At 59.3% G+C, this 21,488-nt stretch carries 20 protein-coding genes and 3 pseudogenes; 8 read left to right on the top strand and 15 right to left on the bottom strand.

The features are described from left to right. Positions 1–92: 92 nt before the first annotated feature. Positions 93–872 carry an SDR family oxidoreductase gene (locus AB3X94_RS29610; RefSeq protein ID WP_368613455.1) on the bottom strand — a complete coding sequence of 260 codons (780 nt, stop codon included), beginning with the start codon at positions 870–872 and terminating at the stop codon, positions 93–95. Positions 873–913: 41 nt separating this feature from the next. Beyond that, positions 914–1,684, bottom strand: a complete 771-nt coding sequence (locus AB3X94_RS29615) for a hypothetical protein (protein ID WP_368613456.1) — start codon at positions 1,682–1,684, stop codon at positions 914–916. Between the two features lie 177 nt (positions 1,685–1,861). On the opposite strand from AB3X94_RS29615, the gene AB3X94_RS29620 reads away from it, so the two are divergent. Further along, positions 1,862–1,999 carry a hypothetical protein gene (locus AB3X94_RS29620; protein ID WP_246391870.1) on the top strand — a complete coding sequence of 46 codons (138 nt, stop codon included), beginning with the start codon at positions 1,862–1,864 and terminating at the stop codon, positions 1,997–1,999. An 86-nt stretch (positions 2,000–2,085) separates the two neighbouring features. Continuing rightward, the gene (locus AB3X94_RS29625; protein ID WP_176106336.1) at positions 2,086–2,679 is read left to right on the top strand and encodes a ParB-like protein; all 594 of its coding nucleotides are present in this window, start codon (positions 2,086–2,088) and stop codon (positions 2,677–2,679) included. Positions 2,680–2,692: 13 nt separating this feature from the next. On the opposite strand, the gene tssJ is transcribed toward AB3X94_RS29625, so the two are convergent. Then, positions 2,693–3,214, bottom strand: coding sequence for a type VI secretion system lipoprotein TssJ (tssJ, locus tag AB3X94_RS29630; protein ID WP_368613457.1), 522 nt, complete (start codon positions 3,212–3,214; stop codon positions 2,693–2,695). A 26-nt stretch (positions 3,215–3,240) separates the two neighbouring features. Further along, positions 3,241–3,369: pseudogene (locus AB3X94_RS29635) on the bottom strand (type VI secretion system baseplate subunit TssG); the annotation flags it as partial. Positions 3,370–3,425: 56 nt separating this feature from the next. Between AB3X94_RS29635 and AB3X94_RS29640 the strand changes: the two are divergent. From AB3X94_RS29640 to AB3X94_RS29665, 6 genes are all read left to right on the top strand, one after another. Further along, positions 3,426–4,226 carry a hypothetical protein gene (locus AB3X94_RS29640; protein WP_368613458.1) on the top strand — a complete coding sequence of 267 codons (801 nt, stop codon included), beginning with the start codon at positions 3,426–3,428 and terminating at the stop codon, positions 4,224–4,226. Further along, complete coding sequence (locus tag AB3X94_RS29645; protein ID WP_368613459.1) at positions 4,219–6,387, top strand: hypothetical protein; 2,169 nt, start codon at positions 4,219–4,221, stop codon at positions 6,385–6,387. The genes AB3X94_RS29640 and AB3X94_RS29645 overlap by 8 nt, the downstream gene beginning before the upstream one ends. After that, complete coding sequence (locus AB3X94_RS29650; protein ID WP_368613460.1) at positions 6,384–7,841, top strand: AAA family ATPase; 1,458 nt, start codon at positions 6,384–6,386, stop codon at positions 7,839–7,841. Before AB3X94_RS29645 ends, AB3X94_RS29650 begins: the two co-directional genes overlap by 4 nt. A 7-nt stretch (positions 7,842–7,848) precedes the next feature. Continuing rightward, complete coding sequence (locus tag AB3X94_RS29655) at positions 7,849–9,372, top strand: TniQ family protein (protein ID WP_176106341.1); 1,524 nt, start codon at positions 7,849–7,851, stop codon at positions 9,370–9,372. 97 nt (positions 9,373–9,469) lie between these two features. Next, positions 9,470–10,018 (top strand): hypothetical protein, encoded by a 549-nt coding sequence (locus tag AB3X94_RS29660; RefSeq protein ID WP_368613461.1) that lies wholly within the window; start codon positions 9,470–9,472, stop codon positions 10,016–10,018. A gap of 36 nt (positions 10,019–10,054) precedes the next feature. Beyond that, a complete protein-coding gene (locus AB3X94_RS29665; protein WP_368613462.1) occupies positions 10,055–10,510 on the top strand; it encodes a hypothetical protein in 456 nt (151 codons plus the stop codon). Positions 10,511–10,813: 303 nt separating this feature from the next. On the opposite strand, the pseudogene AB3X94_RS29670 reads toward AB3X94_RS29665, so the two are convergent. From AB3X94_RS29670 to AB3X94_RS29720, 11 genes and pseudogenes are all read right to left on the bottom strand, one after another. Beyond that, a pseudogene (locus tag AB3X94_RS29670) lies at positions 10,814–12,263 on the bottom strand (ISNCY family transposase). A 159-nt stretch (positions 12,264–12,422) separates the two neighbouring features. Continuing rightward, a pseudogene (locus AB3X94_RS29675) lies at positions 12,423–12,590 on the bottom strand (IS256 family transposase); the annotation flags it as partial. A 326-nt stretch (positions 12,591–12,916) separates the two neighbouring features. Beyond that, positions 12,917–13,309, bottom strand: coding sequence for a 4-carboxymuconolactone decarboxylase (gene pcaC, locus AB3X94_RS29680; protein ID WP_176106345.1), 393 nt, complete (start codon positions 13,307–13,309; stop codon positions 12,917–12,919). 113 nt (positions 13,310–13,422) lie between these two features. Further along, entirely contained in the window at positions 13,423–14,445 is a 1,023-nt protein-coding gene (proX, locus tag AB3X94_RS29685; protein ID WP_176106346.1) for a glycine betaine/L-proline ABC transporter substrate-binding protein ProX, read from the bottom strand. Positions 14,446–14,530: 85 nt separating this feature from the next. Beyond that, complete coding sequence (locus AB3X94_RS29690) at positions 14,531–15,466, bottom strand: ABC transporter permease (protein ID WP_368613463.1); 936 nt, start codon at positions 15,464–15,466, stop codon at positions 14,531–14,533. After that, entirely contained in the window at positions 15,459–16,643 is a 1,185-nt protein-coding gene (locus AB3X94_RS29695) for a glycine betaine/L-proline ABC transporter ATP-binding protein (RefSeq protein WP_368613464.1), read from the bottom strand. The genes AB3X94_RS29690 and AB3X94_RS29695 overlap by 8 nt, the downstream gene beginning before the upstream one ends. Next, positions 16,640–16,996 (bottom strand): NIPSNAP family protein, encoded by a 357-nt coding sequence (locus AB3X94_RS29700; protein ID WP_176106349.1) that lies wholly within the window; start codon positions 16,994–16,996, stop codon positions 16,640–16,642. The genes AB3X94_RS29695 and AB3X94_RS29700 overlap by 4 nt, the downstream gene beginning before the upstream one ends. Before the next feature lie 2 nt (positions 16,997–16,998). Beyond that, positions 16,999–17,838, bottom strand: a complete 840-nt coding sequence (locus AB3X94_RS29705) for an alpha/beta fold hydrolase (RefSeq protein ID WP_008919381.1) — start codon at positions 17,836–17,838, stop codon at positions 16,999–17,001. A gap of 19 nt (positions 17,839–17,857) precedes the next feature. Continuing rightward, positions 17,858–18,925, bottom strand: a complete 1,068-nt coding sequence (locus tag AB3X94_RS29710) for an LLM class flavin-dependent oxidoreductase (RefSeq protein ID WP_176106350.1) — start codon at positions 18,923–18,925, stop codon at positions 17,858–17,860. Positions 18,926–18,962: 37 nt separating this feature from the next. Beyond that, the gene (locus AB3X94_RS29715; protein ID WP_008919383.1) at positions 18,963–20,474 is read right to left on the bottom strand and encodes an aldehyde dehydrogenase; all 1,512 of its coding nucleotides are present in this window, start codon (positions 20,472–20,474) and stop codon (positions 18,963–18,965) included. A 16-nt stretch (positions 20,475–20,490) separates the two neighbouring features. Continuing rightward, the gene (locus AB3X94_RS29720) at positions 20,491–21,471 is read right to left on the bottom strand and encodes a flavin reductase family protein (RefSeq protein WP_176106352.1); all 981 of its coding nucleotides are present in this window, start codon (positions 21,469–21,471) and stop codon (positions 20,491–20,493) included. Positions 21,472–21,488: the final 17 nt, after the last annotated feature.

The following is a 21,488-nucleotide window of genomic DNA, read 5'->3' on the forward strand; positions in this document are numbered from 1 at the left end:
GACATCGCCCGACACCGCATACCCGACCTGCATGCCGTGAAGGTGGTGCCGGGGAGGCTTGCAGGCCTCTGCGGCGGCGGCCTGAAAGCCAGTCAAAGCGTCGCCGTCACCCCACCATCGACATAAAGAACATGACCGTTGACGAAGTCCGACGCGCCGCTCGCGAGAAAGATCGCCGCGCCGACCAGATCCTGCACATCGCCCCAACGTCGCGAAGGCGTGCGATTGACCAGCCAGTTGCTGAACGCTTCATCGTTGACGAGCGCGTCGGTCAGTTCCGTCCTGATGTAGCCGGGGCCGAGGCCATTGACCTGAATGCCATACTGGCCCCAATCGATCGCCATGCCTTTCGTCAACATTTTCACGGCGCCTTTGCTCGCGGTATAGGCGGCGATATTGGGCCGGCCGAGTTCGCTTTGCACCGAGCAGATGTTGATGATCTTGCCACGCTTGCGCGCGATCATGTAGCGCGCGACCGCCTGCCCGACCAGAAACACGCTATCCACATTGGTCTTCATCAGCTGTTCCCATTGCGCGTGGGAGAACTGCTCGAGCGGCGCGCGCCGCTGCATGCCGGCGTTGTTCACGAGAATATCGATCGCGCCGATCTCGCTTTCGATCTGCGCCACCGCCGCTTCCACCGCCTCCGGAGCCGTCACGTCGAAACATCGCCCATGCACGATCGCGCCTGCGTCGCGCAGGCGGCTGACCGCTTCCGCCAGCCTCGCTTCATTGCGGCCGTTCAGCACGACTTCCGCACCAGCGCCTGCCAGCCCTTGTGCCAACGCATAACCGATACCGGTACTCGATCCGGTGACGAGCGCGCGACGCCCGCTCAGGTCGAAGATCTGCAGACTGTGGTTCAACTTCATCCCCCTTTTGGATTCGATGTAGCAGCTTTCGATTCGTGAAGCTAACCCGATGAATCGAGATCGTGCCGGAACCGGCGGCGCTGCGCGGCGTCGCTGATGCAAGCTTCGACCCGTTGAACGAACTCGTCGAAACTTGCGGCATGCCGCGCCTCGCGACTGGCAATCATCTTCGCGATCGGCCCCACATAGACGGCCAGTTTAACGGCGACGGCATCGATGCTGGCCTGCTCGATCACACTGCCCGGCGCCCTACCTGCGGCGCTCGCGGGCGATACAGCCGATACCTTCGCCGCAGCCGGAGCCACCGCGACGCCTGAGCCCGGCGATGACGACGCGACCATCGACATATCGGGCGAGCCCGCCGTCAGCCGCGCGAAGGCCTGCTCGAATTCGAGCCGCGCCGTGTCGGGCAACACCGCCGCCAGTTGCGCGCCGAGCGCTGGCAGGTCGTTCGCCTGGGTGGCCGCGCGTCGCACCAGCAGGCTCGCGAGCGGGCCCATGTGGATCGCGAGTTGGCGTTCGATGCGCGCGAGCATCTCAGGGGGCCAGTTGCGCGGCGCCGAAGGCACAGGCATCGGCGGGTTGCTGCCGCCCGTCGCATGCGCTGGCAAGGCTGCGGACGCGGACCAATACGCGGAGGGCGTCACGATAGTCCGGTCATCGTCGGCCGCGGCGGGTGAGACGGCCAACGACCTCAAGCTCGCGAGCCATTCCGCGGCCGAACCGAAGCGGTCTTCTGGCCGCCTCGCAAGTGCCTTGACGAGCATCGCGAAGCAACGCCTACTCGGATTGGCAAATACCGGATCGCTCATGCGGGTTCCGATCGAGAGGCGCCTGGCCGATCACGCCAGCTTACGCCCCCAGCATCCGCAGCGCTTCGGCGAGACTCGTTTTCATGCGCGATTCAGGGCGCGGTCAGAGCGGACTATTTCTACGGCTTCGGTCAAACCGCGCAGACCCAGGCGAGCCGCACCAAAGAGCGGCTGCGCATGTGGGTGCTGCTGCCCAAAGGCTTGCGCATCGCCGCGCAGCAGACGTCGTTGAAAACGCGCGGCGGAGCACCTGGCGCATCCGATGCGGATTGTCTGGTCAGCGATCCGGTGCTGTGCGTGGACGACGCGCCGTAGACGTCTGGCGGAACGCGAGCGACGCTTCGTGCTGCGGCATGAATTTTGCGGAATCCGCGTGATCGCATCCCGACACGGAGACCGACATGGACACGCGGCAAATCGAAGATCTGCGTCCGACGCAGATCACCCACGGCGCGCGCGAGGTCCGGGAAAAAGCCCGCCAATACCGATCGCTGAGCGCCCATGACCTGCAAATGGCCATTGCCGAAAAGCCGATACCGGTCGTCTGCGGACCGAACGGCATACCGTTCGCCATCGATCATCACCATGTGGCGGCGGCGCTGTGGCAGGTTGGCGTGCGCTCGGTTCCGGTCGTGCTGGTGCGGGATCTTTCCTCGTACACGTGGGCGTCGTTCTGGCTCAGCATGGAAAACGAACGATGGACCTTTCCGTATGACGCGCAAGGGGTGCGCCGGCCGTTTGCCGAATTGGCCAGGCACGTGTGGGAAATGAAGGACGATGAATACCGAAGCCTCGCGGCGGCGGTCCGCGATGCCGGCGGCTATGAAAAAACCAATGTCCCGTTGGAAGAATTTCGCTGGTCCGACTTCTTTCGCGCGATGTTGCCGCGGCCCGATAACGACGAAAAGTTCTCGGCTTTGCTCAAGGAAGCCTTGAAGCTGGCAAAGAGCGACCGGGCATTGGGACTGCCGGGCTATCTCGGTCGAAAGGATTGAGCCGGTGGCTCACTCAATCGTGGGCCAGATTGCCCGCCGTCACCAGAAACTGATCCATCAACGAGATCTTCAACGGCTTGTCCGCGTCGAGCTTTTTCTTCTCGATCACATACTTCCAGCCATCCCCGTTGCCGGGATTGCGATAAAACGCGACGATCGCCACATAGTTCGTATCGGCCTGCATCGGTTGCGACAGGCTCGCCGACGCCCCCGGATTCAGCACCGATGCCATGCTCGCCTGCAAATCCTGCGCGAGCAGCGTGCGGTCGTTCTTCAGCAGAACCCCGTACGACGCGCCATCGAACACCTTACGGTCCTTCAACTGATACACGCGCACCGCGACCGATGTCGCGCGACCGGCGTCGTCGGGGTTCAGCGCTTCGCGCGCGGACAGATCGACGTCGAGCACCTTGATCCGCTTGAAAAACACCGCGTGATACGCGCTCGACGACGCGTCCGACATGGATTGCCATGCGCCGCAGGCGGACAGCAGCGCAACGGCCGCAACCGTGGAAACGGTAGAACGAAGATTCATCGATAGTCCTTTGGGCGCGTTGTTCATCACGCGGATCGAGTCAGGTATGGATTGGCCGCGGGCTTCGGAAACGCTTGATAAACCCCGAGCGCGACGTTGATCAGGCGCTCTCTCGCGGCGGGCAGCACGGTCGTCCAGCCGAGGCGCGGCGCGGGCGCTGGTTTCCTAAAGTCGTGGATATTTTCGTCAAAACAACTATGCTGTATGCATTATGGACTGGCCGAATGACCCGGCCCTATACCCGCCTTATATCCGTTCCTGCATTCGCAAGGGGATGGGCATTGGGGAAGGCGCGAACTACAGGGCGTGGCGTGAGCTTCAAGACTTGCCGACAAGTGGCACGGGAAGGGTAGTGCATGGGATTCGTGTCAGCCGCAACTATGAATTGACTGACGCTGCATCAGTCACACTTTTCTATCTGCTAGAGCGCCAGCGAACCATCAAAGACATCAGGGAGCGGTGGCCGATTCTCGATCTCAGCCGGACGCTGCAGCTCGCGTATCAGTTCGGCGTCGCTCACCCATGCCGACGCGGTGTACCTGAACCGCTCACTTTCGACTTCCTGATAACGGAACAGCGTTCTGAGAAGGCATACAAAGCGGTCAACCTATTGCACGCTGAGAAGAGCCTCGACGTACGAGAGCAGAGCCTGCTGATGATCAGACAGGCGTGGTGCAACGAAAGAGGAGTTGTGTGGGCATTGGTCGACAGCTCCGCAATCTCACAAACCGTCGTCGATACACTTCGATTCGTACGAACATGGTACGTCCACCGCTACACACCGAATGCTGCGATCGCGAAGCGTTTTTCTGAACGCTTTCTAAAGGAGTACGCCACGAACGTCCTGCTTGAAGACCTGGTCGAAAAAACAGGTCGAGCGCTGGGACTGCGCCCGGAAGCAAGGCTTGACACTTTCCGGTACTGCGCGTGGGCAGACCAAATTCCGGTTTCCCTAACGCACCGCATGGCTCGCAATCTCCCACTCGTACTGCGACAGAGAGCTCATGATTGACTTCAAAGTCGAACGGAATCCGGCGCTTGCCGCTGGACTTGTGTTGCGTCGCGGGACTGCACCTGAATTTCAGTACCTCCGAGTCACTCATGTATTCCGGACTTGCGTTTACGTGATGCGCATCGGCGAGCCTGTAGAGGTCCGGACCGCGCGTCGACCGCGGCGAGTCGACCGTGCCGATATCGAGAAACTTGCCGGCGAAGCCAACTCCTGCTGGGGACGTGTCGCTCTACCTGCCGCACTCAGCGACACTCCCGCGAAAGACTCCGAAAAGGACCGTGAACTGGAGCACTCTTGGGCCATTATCGAGCCCTTGGTTTGCGCCTTCAAACAGGAAAAGAACCTTAACAGGTACTTTTTCACTCGACACATCAGCCGTCGTGCAGAGCTGATACAAATGAGCGAAGTAACGCTCAGAAAACTCCTGCTTCGCTACTATTATTTTGGCAGCATCAAATCTGCACTGCTCCCCTTACCGTATGGACCATCGCCGCTCTATGAAAGGCAGTCCGACAACGCCGCTACCACCTCGTCCCTCGCAAAAAAACCGGCCAGGAGAGGCAGAAAATCGGCGAACACGTCGACCCTTGGCGTAAACGACTTCGTAGTATCCAGTGACGATATTGCCGACATGCTCCACAGGTTCGCGCTGGAAAAGAATCGGGATGGGCATAGCCTCTCCAAGATTCACGTCGATTACCTTGCAAATGAGTTCCGTGCCCGAAACCCGCATATCATGGCGGAATATGTTGAAAAATTGAGACAGGTACCAGTGACCCTCAGGCAACTCCGCTATTACACAGACGAGGCGTTTCAGTTTATACGTGATCTCGCGGCTGGCTCAGTTGAGGACGGGCGGAATTATGAGAGCGGACTGGTCGCGATCGGTCCTGGCGAGATAACCGAAATCGACTCAACGCGCGGACGGATTCATCTTGTCTCAAGAAAGTCCCCAACTGTTTGCGTCGGTAAACCGACAATCTATCTGGCAATCGACAGATGGAGCCGATACATACCCGCAGTTTATCTTTCGCTACGCCCCCCTTCCTATGAAGAGTTGCGCTACCTGTTGCTTATTATGTTCACTGACAGGGAATCGCGCTTTTCGGATCTTGATGTCGACGTCGACGAGCGACGCTGGCCTCGCGGACGAATGAGCGCGTGTATCTGCGAAGATCGAGGACCCGACCAAGTCTGCGCCTCCGCCAAGCAGGCGATTGCAGATGACCTCCGGATCGAACTGCAGATTCTTCCACCGCGGTGCCCAGACGGAAAAGCCATCGTTGAGCGCCTTATCAGGACACTCAAAAAAAGGATGGCCAGCAACCAGGGGGCCTACGCCAATCGACCAATAGATCGAGAGACCAAAGCTGCGGCGCTTAAGGCAGAAACTGCTGCAATCTACACTCTGTCGGATGCTTACCGGATCCTGATTGAGCTTGTAGTCGAGCACAATAACAGACCACATCGCTCGCTGAGACGCAACAAGGACCTCACGCAAGCAGGCGTCGTGCCCACGCCGCAGGCCGCCTATCTATGGGGGCTTGAAAACATCACGGGCATGCGGGTTCCGCCCCTGCCCGACGCGGACTATCAGCGGCTCCTTCTCGGCACCGATACCGCCACGATCACGGAGCGAAAACTCCGCTACCGAAACAGGTCCTATCAGCCTGTCAACACTGCTGCAAAGGTCATAGCTCTTAATTCAACCAAACGCGGCAAGTCCGTCTCTGTTCGCGTTGACAAAACCTTTCCGCGAGAGGTGTTTGTTCCTTCGAGCCGGGAGCCATGGGCCAAATTCAGAATAAAAATTAGTGCGGCAAACGAAATACGTGGTTTGGCACTGGATGAGGAGGAGGCGCTGTCGCGCATTGAGTCAGAACTTTGGGCATCTTCCGAGCATGAAGCAACTCGATCACGCGTGGGTGCCGCGGTCGCCGAACAGACGAGCAGGAAGCGTGGCGGGAGACCTGCGAAAGGCGGCCAGGCGGCCTCCAGTGATTCCGCTGATGTCAAGAGGCGGCTCACGCGCCGATACTCCCAAAATGCCGGTGCTTCGATTCACGCAAGTACAAGCAAGGATTCTGCCTGGAAAAAGATTGAGCAGCAGGAAAAGGAAGCTTTATTGTCCAAGGTTCAAGAGCGCAGGAGGCGCAAATGACCGTTCGCGCAGAAGACAAATTCCAGTTCCTCTCTGACCGAGACAGGCCGCCCGTTATTGTAGACGCAAAGTATCACAAAACGGGAGTCGTTCGCTTTGATGGCAATCCGTTTATCGAGGCGCTCCCGCCCCTTGACCCGGATCGCAACGCCCTTCTCGCCAAGTTGGAAAACAACCCACCGAAACCGACACGTGCCACCCGCAACTCACCTGAAATCGTCCGTCTGATGGAACTCAGCACGATAGGTGATGTGGTCTATCCATTTACCGACTACGCGAAGGCGGCTCTCGCAATAACGACCATGATTCGGGAATCCTATGTCGCGCGGAATCCGGTTACTACTGTCGACATGCAGCGTCGACACGCAATTGCGGCGGGTGACGACGGAGTGCCCTTTCCGGCAAACTGGAAGTCGTCGGCAAAGGGCTACGGTATCTTCGGTATCACCGGGATGGGCAAGACGACATTTCTTGATGCCATATTGTTGCACTACCCCGAGGCGATACACCATAAACACTACCACGGAAAATCGCTCGTTGCCCTTCAGGTTGTCTATATTGTTCTTCGCATTCCACATGACGCAACGCTGAAGAGTCTGTGCATAGGATTCGTTGTCGAGATTGACCGGATTACAGGCAGCAAGAACGCTGAGAAAGCACGCACGATCCGCAACATCGCACCCATGGTCGAATTGATGCGAACTGTGGCAACAGCCGTGTCGCTATCACTAATGGCGATAGATGAGTTGCAGAACCTTGGTGCCGCAAGGGGGGCGAATGCAGAGTACACCTTGAACCTTTTTGGCACCATCATCGAAAGGCTCGGAATCAGCCTTCTCGTGCTCGCGACGCCCGCCATCGGCATGGTCCTGCTGCAGGATGTCCGCAATGCCAGAAAGACAGTAACGACGGGAAGTGTATCCCTGACACCGATGATCAGGAATAGCGCGGAATGGTGTGACTTTTGCCATGTTCATTGGCAGTACACGTACACGAAAAAGCACGCGCGATTGACCAAGGATACATTGAAGGCCTGGTTTGAGGTCTCTGCCGGAGATACAGGGTTTGCCGTCGCCGCTTTCCAGATCGCACAGCGCAATGCGATCGGCGGCGTTGAGCACGTCGACGCCGATGGTTTTCGCCGCGTGATGGGTACTGACATGGCGATACTTCAACCGGCCGTGAGCGCACTTCTTTCCGGTGACCCAGATCGCCTTAATAAATTCGAAGACCTCACTTTCCGTGATCCCAAGGTGCAGGCGCTGCTTGATTCAATTGGCGAGTTTCCACTCGGCGCGGATACCGACACCGGGGTGGAGGAGTTCGACGACCTCGCATCGGAAGCCTCGCCAACTCCTGCTAAGCGCCGACCGGGAGGACCGCGAACGGCCACCCGGAGAAACCCGTCGGACTTATTCCCAGTAGAGAATCCGCTCGCATCCCCAACGAATTGACTCCGTCATGTTTAGCCTTCCCTTCCGTCCACCGCCCCTGCCTGACGGGATTCTCGGGTCTTGGCTGGAACGCCTCCGCCTTTTAAATGGGGAGTGGGCCTGGCAAGACCTGCGCCGATCCGCGGGCTACACATCCGCACCAGGCGGACAGATCACAGATGGGCCCGATTATTCACCGGAGCTTGGATCTTTATTGACGTCCCTCGGGACGACTTTCGAAGCGTCCCTGCTACATCTCACGACCTTCCCATACTGGCTCTCATTTGATGGTTCGTCACCCGGTTCCGGCGTTCTGCAGGGCACGTCTGCACTTCCTCTGCTCTGCGGTGCCTATGGAAAGCCACGACGCACAGTGCAGCGACTTGGACTAGTACGAAGCATGCCTGTCAATGGCCTCCGGTACTGTCCTGCTTGTCTCGTCACCGACCTCTCGAATTTCGGCGAACCCTACTGGCATCGATTCCATCAGCTACCCCTGGTAAGGTACTGTCCCATGCACCTTGTTGCGCTGCGTTCCGCCTGCCCCCGGTGTGGACGTGCTTTTTTCCCGGACATGAATGGTCGCAGTCCATTGCCGCGCCTTACCTGCCCCTGCGGGTTCGCCCTCTCGCAAGACAGGGAAACGATTACGCCCACTGCGCTGCAGGTGCGACACGCAGCGGTCAGCCTCGACGCACTTGCCAACCACTGCACAACATGGGATCGCAAACAGATGCGCGCATTCCTTCAATCCAAGCTGCACGGAACAAGCGCAATAACATGTCTCTTTGACGCGTGGGGCGACGAAACGGAAGCCGGCTCAAATACGCTGATTAGAGATCCATGGCTGTTGCTGGAGGAGAATAAATCAGTCGACGGAATGCGAGCGCCTGCATGCTGCGCCCTTCTCGCAGCGTTAGGGATCGACTTTAAGACAGCGGCCCGGGGCGCGGCGCGTACCAAGGCACCAGAACAGACGACCGCGCCCGAACCAACATCGCTACGCATGGCGACAAGCGTCGGGCGAGCGTGCGACATCCTGTCCGAACTGACGAACCGTTCACCGCACACCTCTCCGTCGCATTTCGGCATCCATTACTGGATAGTGCGAATTTGTGCCCCCGAGTGGTTTGCGCAACGGTTCCCGCAGAGCAAATGTCGCCCGCTTCCATCCGTGACTGCGGACCGCGCGGCCATCCGACACCATCTCGCTCGAGTCGCGGCAACGAGCCCTTCCAGCTACGCGGTGAGCCTAGTGCGGCACTGTAGTGCCGCACAGCGGGCGCGAGTCCGGGACCGGGAATGGCTAGATCAACTAAGCGACCATACGCTGCGCGCCGGACCCACCGACAAAAGCAAGCGTCGCTCTGATCGGCATCAGGCATCGTTCGACGTTGCCGCCGACAAATTTCTACAGGAAGCGTGTACCCGACCTCGCCCAGGCGAAAGCGGCCCTTTTGCGCCGGAAGTCCGAGGCGCCGTTGAGAGCACCGTCCTATGGCTCAGGAATATCATATTGGGTCGTTCGGCTGAAAGATCCGCATTGGCTTAAAAAGCACTTTCCTCAGACCAGAGCCCTAACCGTCCCTTCACTGCGGGATGATCGCGTATATCTCAGGCGACGGCTGTCTGGAGATTGCGACGCTGGAATGACTCACAGCGCGTGGGTTCTGGCGTGGCAGTCGGCCGCAGGACATCGTGCGCGAATCCGCGACCCGAAGTGGCTTGAGCAGCAATGGTCGCGCACCATTCTGCATTACAAACCGCGGGCGGTGAAGCCAACCCCGGGTACTACCCGCCTGGTGTCCGAAAAGGAAGAAATGCGCCGCGCAACATGGACGTCCAGGCTGGGTGCCGTCGAAGCAGCGCTTGAGCTTCATGACACAGGTACTCGATGCATGCTCACCGAACTCGCGGAGCGCGCCGGTCTGTCGTACTGGTCGACGCGCTACCTGTTACGGACAGTGCCAGCCCTCCGGGAGAAACTGCGCCTGTTGTCTTCCAAATGCGACCATTCACAGGAGATCCGTTTTGAGCGTGCAGCGCAGGAGCTTCATGCTGTCGGGGTGCCGCTGTCTGGGGACTCGCTACTACGGGAAGCCCGGATGGGACATAACTCGCAAAACCGGAAACTTGCACGTGAATTTTTATCCGGCATGGAGGCCATCCGTGCGCTCCCCGCACCGAGGCAACCCTGAGCCGCCCCCCCGGCCGGGAACCGCTAGGATTTGCATTTGATCCTGCGCAGCCGCATCACTGCCGGCGGCAGCGTTCCGGAAATCTGGTCAGTGCCGCTAACACCCATGGCAGTAGTCGCACACGACGCTGGCTATGGTTTTCTCGATCATCTCGAGAGTGCGGTCTTAATCGGCGGGTTGAGCTGTCGGATCTACGAGGCACTCATAGGTCGATCGCAGGATGCTACGCGGGCGGCATCGATTGCAGACAACCGCCAGATAGTTGACGTCGATCGTTCTGGAAACGAAGGTCCCTTCGTCGACGGATTCGTTCTCCAAATACGCAAGATGAAACTCGCTCATATCGACGGGGCCGCGGCACTTGGCGCAGCTTTCGACAGGACCCACCCCCGGGTGACAGATTGGCACGTTCTCTTCCGTCATAACTTCGTCGCGGCGTACTCCCCAGACAGCGCTTGGAGCAGTAACACTCGAGACCGTAAGTATCGATGATGTCAACCTCGGGCAAGGCTTTGCTGAAGTCCACGCGCTCCCATCCCCGTGAAATATTGAACATACTCTGCCAGATTCGCCTGAAACATGTAAAACACTCGTACTCGTCGTCCACGATCGTGTCCATGGCTACCTCGTCAAATCCGGGATTGATCAACCATGTTAGGCCAGATATTTGCCGGCGGTTGCGCGCATCCGTCCACGGCGTGATAACGGGTGTTATCACCGCCACGCTTCGCGGCCCGGAAACGGACGACAGGTTGCTTGCTGTGTCCCCGCTAAGTTCAAACGTCGTGGTGCCAGCTAAATAGAAATGTCGCATTTGACTTGCCGTTTTTTGTTTTTATTTGAGGTTTTGGGGTGGGGCGGCGAAGCCGCCCCCCGTCCCTCCGTCCTGTTCGTGCTGACTTCGAGAATCGCCTGATTGATGTCGGCAACCCCGATTGCGCGCTGCTTCTTCAGACCTACCAGCGCCTTCTTTGCCTGAACCTGCTCGCCGCAGTGCGTGCGCGATGGTGAGCCCGCCGCACGCCGATCATCGCGGATGGCCTGTACGCGGCGTGCGACTTCCAGTGCGTGCGCGAGGCGCTTGTTCTCGATCTCCGCGCCCTGATCGATCCGCGTGATGCGGTCGTATTGACGGTAGGGCAGTGCCGCACCACTGGCCTGCACCTCGATCACGCCATCGGGATACTCGACGACCTCGACATATTCATGCATAAGCCCCCGGCTTACGGGCGTGTCATCGAGCAGGTACAGCACACGGTCATACTGCACCGTCAGCGCATTCGAGATCCTGCGCGGCACACGATAGGCCAGGATCTGCCGCAGATCCTCGTCGGCGTGCAGCGGCCGGTGCGCATCGTAGTCGCTCCTGGGTGGCTTGCCGAACCGCCGGTTGAAGTCAGCGATGAAGGAGGGCGCATACGCATTCGCGGCTTCCCGCGTGCTGATCCCGCGCAGCCTCAGCTCCTTGACCAGCCGGTCCTGCAGTGTCTGGTTGGCGCGTTCCACGCGTCCCTTGGCCTGGCTCGAGTTCGCGCAGAACGCGTCGATGTTCAGTTCGTACAGGGCCCGGCCGAACTGCGTGACGCCTTTGCCCGCCGTCTCCGAGCGTTGCTTCACGTAGAAGACGCTGGCCTTGTCGCTGTAGAACGCCACCGGCTTGCCGTGCGCGCCCAGATACTTCGACAGTGCCTCGAAATAGCTGAAGGTCGACTCCGTCGCCGTGAAGTGCAGCGTCATCAGCCGTCCGGTCGCATCGTCAATGAATACCAGCAGCGTGCAGGCGGGCGCCCGGTCCTCGAACCAGTGGTGATCGCTGCCGTCGATCTGGATCAGTTCGCCCAGACAGGCACGGCGATTACGCGGCTGGTACACCTTCGGCGGGCGATCCCTGCGCGGCACCCACAGTCCCGCGGCAATCATCAGCGTGCGCACCGTTTCGACCGCCAGTTCGATGCCATGACATTCCCGCAGCTTCTCGCGCGCCAGCGTCGGCCCGAAATCCGCATGGCGTTCGCGGATCAGCGCCAGCGCCCGCTGCGCCTTGCCAGCAGGCAGCTGGTGATTGCCCGCACGCCCACGCTTGCCTGACACCGGCCCGGCCACGCCGGCCGCGTCGTAACGCAGCACCAGCCGTTCGATCTGGCGCACGCTCAACCCCAAGGCGTTCGGCGGCCTGGCCCGGCTTGAGCCGGGCCTCCGTCACGGCCTGAATGACCTTCAGCCGATCGATCTCACGCATCGTCATCGTGATCGTCCCAGTCGCGTTCATCGCCGGCTCCCTGAGCAGATGTCCGGCGCTTAACCTACCCAGAACACGACATTTCTATTTAGCGGAAACCCGACATTTCTATTTGGGACCCACATGCTGCGCGACGGACATTTGCATTATGTCAAATTGTTGAACGCGCTCGAACAGTTGCTTCTTGAGTTGGCCGGCCAGGCCTGATTCGCCCAGAATCGACTCGGCATCCTTGCTTTGCACCTGCGCCAGCAGTTGATCGATCAGTTCGTCGGGGAACAGCTTCGGCGCCTTCGGGTTCTTGCTCTTCTTGGTCGCTGTTGCTTCGGTCATAGGACGTTATTTCCGTTATCGTCTCATGACCTCGGCACACTAAAAATCTGACAGGCATCGGTGGATGCAACGCTCCCGTCGCTCATGCAGCGTTCATTGTGTTGCATCCACCGGTTGAATCCGCCATTGTGCACTGACATTCAAGGGCATCCGCGTCATTGCGGAGGTGACGTCCACGCGACATACCGCGCGACAATATGCGTCGCTTCGAGGATTATGTGGCCGCCCGCAAGTCATACATATGTGAAGCGATCGGGTATATCACTAGCCTCGATAGCTTCGACAGCTCCAATCTGCAACTGATCTTCGAGTCGTCGGAAAACGTATCAAGAAACCTGAGAATTCTCAAAGTCGTCTTTGAATACTTCTCGCGCAACCCGAAAGCTGTCGATCGCCGCGGGGATCCCCGCGTAGATTCCGGTTTGTAGAAAGACTTCACGGATCTCTTCCTTTGTTACCCCGTTGTTGAGAGCCCCCCGAATATGAAGCCTCAGCTCATGCGGACGGTTAAGGGCTGTCAACATTGCCAGATTGAGCAGGCTGCGTGTCCGCCTATCCAGCCCTGGCCTACTCCACACCGCCCCCCAGCAATACTGGGTGACGAGTGTCTGCATCGACATGTTGAAGTCATCCGCATTCGCCATGGCGGAGTCGACATACGCGTCACCCAGCACCTCTCGGCGGATCTTCATACCGGTTTCAAATAATTCCTGACTCATGCGAATCTCCTGTTCGGATATGGGGCGTGGCAGTCTCACGACTTCTAATGCCCTGCCCCGTTATCGAAATCTGCGCCAAACCTCTCGAATCGTTGATGAGGAGATCCGTAAAATCAATGAGCCTTGCTTGCTGTGGCGACCCATTGATCGAATTGAGACTGGTTGCTCGCGATCCACGCATCCGAAAGCTTCTTCACAACGCTCACGGACCCGCCATCCTTACTGATCGCGCCTTCCCATTCAGACCACGTTGCGAGTGGAAACCGGATTTGCTCGATCAGGGCTTTGACCGCGGGATTCGCCGCCAGAAATGCCTTGTTTGCCACCGTGTCATAGTTCCACGAGCCCATCGCCATTCGGCACGGATTGGCTCCGCCAGCGCAGCCGACCACTCCATTGACCAATGCCGTACCGCGGTTCGGGATATTGGGCGGAAGCGCGTCCTGTGGAGTGGGCAACCATACGACATCGGTGCCGGGTTTCAAAGCATTGGTCATCCACGATGGACTCCATGCGTAGTAAAACGCAGGTTTCCCGTTTTGCACCTTCGTAATGACGTCTGCCATGAGGGCTTCGTACTTGCCTCGCACGGGACTGACTGTCTGCTTCAAGCCGAACTTGTCGAGCTGATAGTCCACGACGACGCCGCAACTCCAGGCGGGATCGCAACTGATCATTTCCGCCTTGCCATCGCGGCCGAACAGCCCAGCGATTTTCGGATCCTTCATCTGCTCCAGATTCGTAATGTTGTGAGCAAGCGCAGTTTTCCTGTCGACGAGATAGCCGTTGATTCCTCCACCGATGATCATGCCGTCACCGACCACCGCCGCCTGCTGCGCGATCGCGCGAAACCCCGGCTCGCGCTGAGGCAACGTCACGTCTGTTGCCAGGTCCATGTCACCTTGCGCGACCGCTTGAAAAAACAACGTCGTATCCATGGTGCTCAGCCGGACGTCGTAGCCGAGTTTCTTGAGGGCCTGCGACGTTATCTGAGCGACTACGTAGTTCCCGCCAAGACTGTCATCTTGCGCGTAGCGTATGGTCTTTCCACTACCCGGAAGTGTCTGCGCGCCCACCGTACCGGCGAACAAAAAACCGGTCGCAACCGCAGCGATCACTTTTGCCAATGCGTTCATTGATACTCCTCCATCGTTCAAATGTTCATTCGTCGAATGACACAACATGCTCCCGGGAAACCCGTTGCTGCACTGATGCACGCCCTTACAGCGCTTCACGCGCATCGCCGGGCGTATGTGCCTCCTCGTGACCTCCCCGGAAAAAGCGCTTGAGGACAGTGCGAAAATGACGCTGCTTGTCAGGTTGTTTTTTGGCGATCTTCTGCGAAAAGCGATCGAGCATCATCGCGAGCAGGACGATCGCGATCCCTCCTACCGCCGCACGTCCTACGTCCAGCCGCCCCAGACCTTGCAACACCACCAGTCCCAATCCGTCCGCGCCGATCATCGATACAACGACCGACATCACCATGGCTGTCAGTACGGTCTGGTTGAGTCCCCCCAGAATCGTCGGCATCGCGAGCGGCAATTGCACTTCCCATAGGAGCTGCCACTTGTCCGCACCAAAGGCCTTACCCGCCTCGACGATTTCGGTTTCAACCATCTTGATTCCAAGATGCGTGAAACGGATCAGTGGTGGCATGGCCGCTGTCACGACGGCAACTTCTCCCGGCACAGTACCGACACCAAAGAGCATCACGACTGGCACGAGATAAACAAAGGTTGGCGTGGTTTGCATGATGTCCAGTACAGGCTGCACCACCATCCACACGCGTGGACTGCGCGCACATAAAACTCCGATCGGAATGCCAAGTAACGCGCAGAGAAGAATGGCCGTCGCGATAAGGGACAGTGTTGTCATCGCCTCGGTCCACACTCCGAGCATGGCGATGACAACAAGGACCACACAACCAAATAACGCCACGCGCAAACCCGCCAAACGCCAGAACACGGCAAAGGTGAGCGCTACGAGCACAGGAAAAGGCACGGCATGGAGAATGCTGTCATTGAAGTTCAGCAATTGCTCGACTGGCCATCGAATCGTCAGAAACAAAGGCCGCAAGTGAGTGGCCATCCAGTGGACGCATTCCTGAATCCACTGATCCACCGGGAAAATTGCAAGCTGGTCAGCACTAAGCATGATGTACCTCTGCGCCACTGCCGGCGCCAATTCTTGCGAGAACTTGGCTCGCGTCCAGAAGTCCGATGAGTTTGCCGTCTGTGTCGGTCACCCCGATCGGACTCCCCTGACCGCACTGGTGTGCCACGTCCACCAAACGCGTCGATGCGGAAACACATGCAAACCGCCTGTCTGGTTCAGGGATGGCTCGACCGTCACGCGCCTGCGCCATTTCGGAGCCTGTCAGGACCCCAAGCACGCGCTCTTCGGCGTCGAGCACGAACCCTGGCCCTTGCCCAAGCGGGCTCGCTGCCATGAGGATCCGGCCCGCATCTCGCCACACGGGTGATAGCACCGTCATGACGGAGCGCGCGTCGAACAGTCGCGCACGGTCCACCTCACGCGTAAATGCGGCGACGTAATCACTTCCCGGATCCAGTACGATCGACTGCGGTGAACCTTCACGCACCACGCGTCCCTCTGACATGATGGCGATGCGTGTACCGAGCTTGAGCGCCTCCTGGAAGTCGTGCGTAATGAAGAGAATCGTTTTGTTGAGGGTGCGCTGCAGGCGAAGCAGTTCCTCCTGCATTTCGGTGCGAATCAGTGGATCGAGCGCGCTGAACGCTTCATCCATGATCAGGATGTCGGCTTCCGTCGCGAGCGCGCGGGCAAGACCCACACGCTGGCGCATACCGCCACTTAGCTCATGCGGCATGTGGTACGCCCACTTCGACAGCCCCACCACAGCGAGTACCTCCTCAGCACGTCTTCGACGTTGTGCCGCTGGCATCCGCCGAAGCTTGAGACCAAACTCGACGTTCTCAATCACGCGCCTGTTCGGAAGCAACGCGAAATGCTGAAAAACCATCGAAATCCGGTTTCGCCGTACTTCACGCAACTCCTTGTCTCCCAGCGCGCAGAGATCCTCGCCATCGAGCAGGATCCTGCCCGCGCTCGGTTCGTGAAGCCGATTGATGCAACGGGCAAGCGTCGACTTTCCTGAACCCGACAGACCCATGATCATGTAGATCGCTCCGGAAGGAACGCTTAGCGAGACGTCATCGAGACCGACGACGTGCCGCAGCTTCTCCAGCACATCGGCGCGACATTTTCCGGCGCGCAACATGGCGAGTGCAGGTTCGGGCCTGTCGCTGAAAATCTTGTAGAGATGTTCGATTACCAGGCGCTCGGTCATGACTGCGTCTCCTCGAGTGTCGTCGCATGATGTGCGAATCCGGGCCGCGGGGAAAAATCGGTCGGCACCAGAATGCGGTTCTCCGCACGCTCGATGTATTGCGCGAGTCGCGGCACAAATGCCTGCCACTGAGGGTCTTGCGCCAACTCGCTGCGCCGGCGGGTTCTGTCTTCGAGGCTCGCATAGGCCCACATGTGTGTAACCTGGCTCAGCGTGCCGATTTCTGTCGTGAAGTATCCGATCAGTCGGCCCAGTATCCGCTGCTGGATTGCAATCCCCTCGTTGCGCACGAGATCGAGGTAGCGCAGCATTGCGCCGCTTCGGATGCTGTAAATGCGCTCTTCCACTACCATGGTCAACTCCTCGACATAGCTTCTGCAAAGAAACGACGCAGCAAGGTTCCAACGAGCTCTGGCGCTTCAATCAGGATCGAATGACGTAAGCCCGGCAAGATCTCCAGTTGTGAGTCTTCGATGCATTCGTGCATGTACCGCGCCATCCTTGGGTTCGAGCCCTGGTCGTCCTCACCCGTGGCAATCAAGGTCGGAACGCGAATCTGGTCGATGAGGCCACCGAAGTCCGTCTCAGCCAGAACACGGTATGCGGCCGCATAGCAATGCGGATCGTTCTCTGCATTGCGCTTGCGCAGATAGGCGACCATCTCCGGATTTCTCGCCTGAAAATCTTCCGTCAGCCAGCGTGATAGCGATGCGTCGTAGTGCGCGCCACGCTCACCATTCTGCAAAGCGGCAAGCCGCTCCAGCACCCGGCTGCGCTCTTCTCGCGTACGGCCCGACACCGTCGCGAGCAAAGCGAGCCCACGCAGACGTTGCGGATGCGAGAGCGCCATGCGTTGCGCGATCAGTCCTCCGAGAGAGAATCCCGCGAGGTTGAACGTCTCGAACCCCACGTGATCGGCGAGTGCCAGCGTGTCGTCGACAAACTCATCGATCTCGTAGCGGCCCAGGATGTGCGACGACTCACCATGGCCACGCAGGTCGAAGGTCAGGATGCGGAAGTCATCGCACAGATGCGTGGCAACGCCCTCCCATGCCTCCAGATAGGAGCCGACACCATGAATACAGATCAGTTGCCGTGCGCCACGTCCCTGCAGCCGGTAGTTGAGTTCGACACTGCCGGCTTTCAGGCGACCTTGCGTGACGACGTCGTCATTGACAGGTTTGCGAGTCAGCATGTTGGTCCGCCTGCGAGTGTCAGGTTGCGTACTGCGCCTCGCGTGTGCGCGCGGCGAAATGGGGCATCACTTCATCGATGAACAGTCGCAACGTCTTGACCTGGAGTTCAAACGGAAGGTTGAACGTGAGTCCGAGGCAAAACTGGTCGACGCCCTGCGCTTCGTAGATCTCGAGTTTGCGGATGACCTCATCCGGGGTGCCGAACATCAGGTTTTCGCGGATGGCCGCGGGATCGTAATTGGCGCGATTGACCACGCTCTCGTATGGAACGGCTTCCGGAAAGCCGTTGGTGACGGTGCCGATGTTCTGCATGAGATTCTCAAACGTTCGTCCGTAATCGACGCTGTGCCGCACGGCTACCTCCCAGTCTTGCGGCCGGTCGTAGAGGCAGGTTCGGCGCTGCATCATGAACCGCGGACGCGCGCGCTCCGGATGATCCGCGACCGCCTTGCGAAATTTCTCACCGAGAACGGCGACCTCTGAAGCCGGTGCCGAGAGCGGCGTCGACAGGATATTTGCGCCCACCCCCACCGCCCAGTCGAAACTTCCAGGATCACGGGTTGCCACCCAGATGCGCGGATGCGGTCTTTGCAACGGCTTCGGCACCGAGGTCGCGAGCGGAAATTTCCAGTACTGGCCATCGTGTGCGTAGTCGCCCTGCCAGAGCTTCATGACGGCAGGAACCAGCTCCTTCATATAACCCACGCCTTCCTGTTGCGGGATGCCGTCCGCCATGCGGTCGAACTCGTACTGGTATGCGCCACGTGCGATGCCGAATTCAAGTCGGCCGCCGGTCAGGTGGTCGCACAATGCGGCTTCGCCAGCGAGCCGAATCGGTGACCAATAGGGCGCCACCAATGTAGCGGTACCCAGCCGGATATTTTCCGTGTGCTGCGCAAGCCAGGTCAGGGTCACGAACGGATTGGGCGAAATCGTGCACTCGATCGTGTGGTGCTCTGCCGTCCAGAGTGTTTCGAAGCCGCCTTCATCGGCGATTCGCGCGAGTGCCAGCATATGGGTCACTGCGTCATTCATCGTATCGTTCGGCGAAAAGCGTTCCATGCTGAGCGAAACCGCGAATTTCATATCAAGCTCCTGAGAACATGTGTTGAACGCGTCACGCTTAGCGCAGGCGAATGACGAAGGGGTCCTGCATCGCGCCGGAGTAATCGATGACGATGTTCTTGAGACGCGAGAATTCGCGCATCACTTCGAATCCCCCGCGCCTTCCATAGCCGCTATGCTTCATGCCGCCGTTTGCGGACATGTAGGCGGCCGACCGATACGTGTTGATCCAGACGGTGCCTGCATCGACGTCACGCGCAAATCTCATGGCGCGGCTGATATCCTGGGTCCAGATGCCAGCAGCCAATCCATATTCGGTCCCGTTGGCGAGTGCAATCAGTTCTTCTTCGCTCGAGAACGGCATCACGCCGACTACGGGGCCGAAGATCTCCTCCTGCATGAAGCGCATGTCGTTTCGTGCATGCGTCATGACCGTGGGCTCGAAGTACCAGCCGCCGGCTAGCGCGTCATCATTGGGGCGTTGTCCGCCCACGGCGACTTTTGCGCCTTCGTGTACACCCGAGCCCACGTACTTTTGAACCTTGTCGAGTTGCGACGACAGCGCGAGCGGTCCGATATCGGTTCCTTCGCTGACCGGGTGGCCGATCGTGATCCGACGCGTGCGTTCCACCAGCGCTTCGACGAAATCGTCGTACGCCTGTGCTTCGACGAAGCAACGCGAACCCGCTACACACGTCTGTCCCGCTGCAGCGAATACACCGGAGACGACACCGTTCACAGCACGCTCGATGTCGACGTCACCGAATACTACGTGTGGAGATTTGCCTCCCAGCTCCATCTGACACGGCACCAGGTTTTGCGCGGCATTGCCGGCGATCCTCCGCCCCGTGGCGGTGCTGCCCGTAAAGACATATTTTGCAATGCCCGGATGACGGGTCAACGCATCACCCGTGGTCTGCCCGTCGCCCGTGACGACGTTGAATACGCCCGGTGGAATACCGGCCTCGATCGCCAGTTCGGCCAGTGCGACGGTCGACGCCGTCGTGTGCTCGGACGGCTTGACGACGACCGTGTTGCCGATGGCAAGGCAGGGCGCGAGCGTGCCCGTGAGCAACATCAGCGGCGAGTTCCAGGGCGTGATCATGCCGACGACGCCGATCGGCTCGCGGACGTTGTAGTTGAGCGTATCGAGCTTGTTGACAGGGATAGTCTCGCCCTGCAGCTTGTCGGCCATGCCGGCGAAATAGAAATACGAGTCGGGCATCGCGCGCATTTGCGCCCGCATCTCCTTGAGGAGCTTGCCGTTGTCGCGGCACTCGATCATCGCAAGCTCGTCCGCGTGGGCGAGCACCAGTTCTCCGAGGCGCCGCACCAGTTTGCCGCGCTCCGTTTGCGTCATGCGCCGCCAGGCCGGATTGACGAATGCAGCCTGCGCCGAGCGAACCGCCTTATCGACATCGGCCGAATCCGCCTGCGAGAACTCGTACCACGGCTTGCCTGTCGATGGGTCGTAGCTGGCGATGAATTCCCCGCTGTGCGCCGCGGTGAATTCCCCGTCAATGAACAGTCCCAGGCGGGACCCTTGCAGACGTTCGATGGTCGTTTGCATCGGTTGACTCCACGTATCAAGAATGTGCAGATTGAAGCCACGGCTGCGTGTCGCCGACCATGGCGACGCGACCGCCGTCGAGTGAATCCATGTAGATGCCGAATCTCCCGCGTTCGGTCTCATGGACGTAGCGTCGCAACATCGCGCGGATCTCTTGCGACGCGATGTTCTCGAAGGGAAGCTGGTTCATCGTGAAGAAGCAGAACTGCTCCGGCAGTCCGCAACTACCATAGGGACGGGCAATCCTGGCGCGATAGATCAGGTATCCGGGATCGTTGTCGGCAACGTCGAACACCGAGTACAGGAACGTGTCATAGGGCTCGAGCGCGAGTTCACCACCACCGGCAAGGGGAAGCCGCCCCTCCCTGATGCGGCTCGTCGCGCTTGGCAGTACCCAGCCTCCCTTGCCATCCCGTGCAAGCAACAGACTGCCGTCGGCCTCGATCAGGTAACCGACGATCATGTCGTGCGAAGACAGCCAACCCGGCGGCAGCGGATCTTTGACCTGTGCGTATCGGCCGCGGCAGAAACCGAGCGGGTCCGCGGGGCTCGTGCCGAATGCCTGAATGCGACCCACCAGGATGGCGTGATCACCGGCATCGACGAGGCTATGAACCGTGCAGTCGAACCACGTCAGGCAATCGGTGAGTACGGGCGCGCCTGTGTGCACGGCGTCGTGGACAACCGATGCGAACTTGTCGGCAGATTTGGACGCGAAAAGATTCGAGACATCGACCTGCCCGTCGTGCAGAAGGTTGACTGCAAAATGCCCGCTCTGCTGGAACACGGGGTAGCTCGATGCACCCTTGCCGATACACACCAGCAGCAACGGCGGGTCGAGAGAGACAGACGTGAAGGAATTAGCCGTCATGCCGCGCGGACGGCCTTCCGCATCACGCGTCGTGATGACCGTCACCCCCGTGACGAAGGTGCCGAAAGCACGGCGCAACGCCACGGGATCGATTGGTTTGACCTGTTCTCCGGCGTCCTTTTGCATTCCCGTCACCTCAAAAC

The organism is Paraburkholderia sp. BR10923 (assembly GCF_040948765.1).
Taxonomy (GTDB): Bacteria; Pseudomonadota; Gammaproteobacteria; order Burkholderiales; family Burkholderiaceae; genus Paraburkholderia; species Paraburkholderia youngii.

Excerpts from the sequence above, each read along its gene's own strand:
- AB3X94_RS29610 (WP_368613455.1), bottom strand. The coding sequence starts at position 872 with ATGAAGTTGAACCACAGTCTGCAGATCTTCGACCTGAGCGGGCGTCGC.
- proX (WP_176106346.1), bottom strand. The coding sequence starts at position 14,445 with ATGAACGCATTGGCAAAAGTGATCGCTGCGGTTGCGACCGGTTTTTTG.
- AB3X94_RS29710 (WP_176106350.1), bottom strand. The coding sequence starts at position 18,925 with ATGAAATTCGCGGTTTCGCTCAGCATGGAACGCTTTTCGCCGAACGAT.
- AB3X94_RS29720 (WP_176106352.1), bottom strand. The coding sequence starts at position 21,471 with ATGCAAAAGGACGCCGGAGAACAGGTCAAACCAATCGATCCCGTGGCG.
- AB3X94_RS29705 (WP_008919381.1), bottom strand. The coding sequence starts at position 17,838 with ATGCTGACTCGCAAACCTGTCAATGACGACGTCGTCACGCAAGGTCGC.
- AB3X94_RS29700 (WP_176106349.1), bottom strand. The coding sequence starts at position 16,996 with ATGGTAGTGGAAGAGCGCATTTACAGCATCCGAAGCGGCGCAATGCTG.
- AB3X94_RS29640 (WP_368613458.1), top strand. The coding sequence starts at position 3,426 with ATGGACTGGCCGAATGACCCGGCCCTATACCCGCCTTATATCCGTTCC.
- AB3X94_RS29695 (WP_368613464.1), bottom strand. The coding sequence starts at position 16,643 with ATGACCGAGCGCCTGGTAATCGAACATCTCTACAAGATTTTCAGCGAC.
- AB3X94_RS29620 (WP_246391870.1), top strand. The coding sequence starts at position 1,862 with ATGTGGGTGCTGCTGCCCAAAGGCTTGCGCATCGCCGCGCAGCAGACG.
- AB3X94_RS29615 (WP_368613456.1), bottom strand. The coding sequence starts at position 1,684 with ATGAGCGATCCGGTATTTGCCAATCCGAGTAGGCGTTGCTTCGCGATG.
- AB3X94_RS29625 (WP_176106336.1), top strand. The coding sequence starts at position 2,086 with ATGGACACGCGGCAAATCGAAGATCTGCGTCCGACGCAGATCACCCAC.
- AB3X94_RS29655 (WP_176106341.1), top strand. The coding sequence starts at position 7,849 with ATGTTTAGCCTTCCCTTCCGTCCACCGCCCCTGCCTGACGGGATTCTC.
- tssJ (WP_368613457.1), bottom strand. The coding sequence starts at position 3,214 with ATGAATCTTCGTTCTACCGTTTCCACGGTTGCGGCCGTTGCGCTGCTG.
- AB3X94_RS29690 (WP_368613463.1), bottom strand. The coding sequence starts at position 15,466 with ATGCTTAGTGCTGACCAGCTTGCAATTTTCCCGGTGGATCAGTGGATT.
- AB3X94_RS29660 (WP_368613461.1), top strand. The coding sequence starts at position 9,470 with ATGACTCACAGCGCGTGGGTTCTGGCGTGGCAGTCGGCCGCAGGACAT.
- AB3X94_RS29645 (WP_368613459.1), top strand. The coding sequence starts at position 4,219 with ATGATTGACTTCAAAGTCGAACGGAATCCGGCGCTTGCCGCTGGACTT.
- AB3X94_RS29715 (WP_008919383.1), bottom strand. The coding sequence starts at position 20,474 with ATGCAAACGACCATCGAACGTCTGCAAGGGTCCCGCCTGGGACTGTTC.
- AB3X94_RS29650 (WP_368613460.1), top strand. The coding sequence starts at position 6,384 with ATGACCGTTCGCGCAGAAGACAAATTCCAGTTCCTCTCTGACCGAGAC.
- pcaC (WP_176106345.1), bottom strand. The coding sequence starts at position 13,309 with ATGAGTCAGGAATTATTTGAAACCGGTATGAAGATCCGCCGAGAGGTG.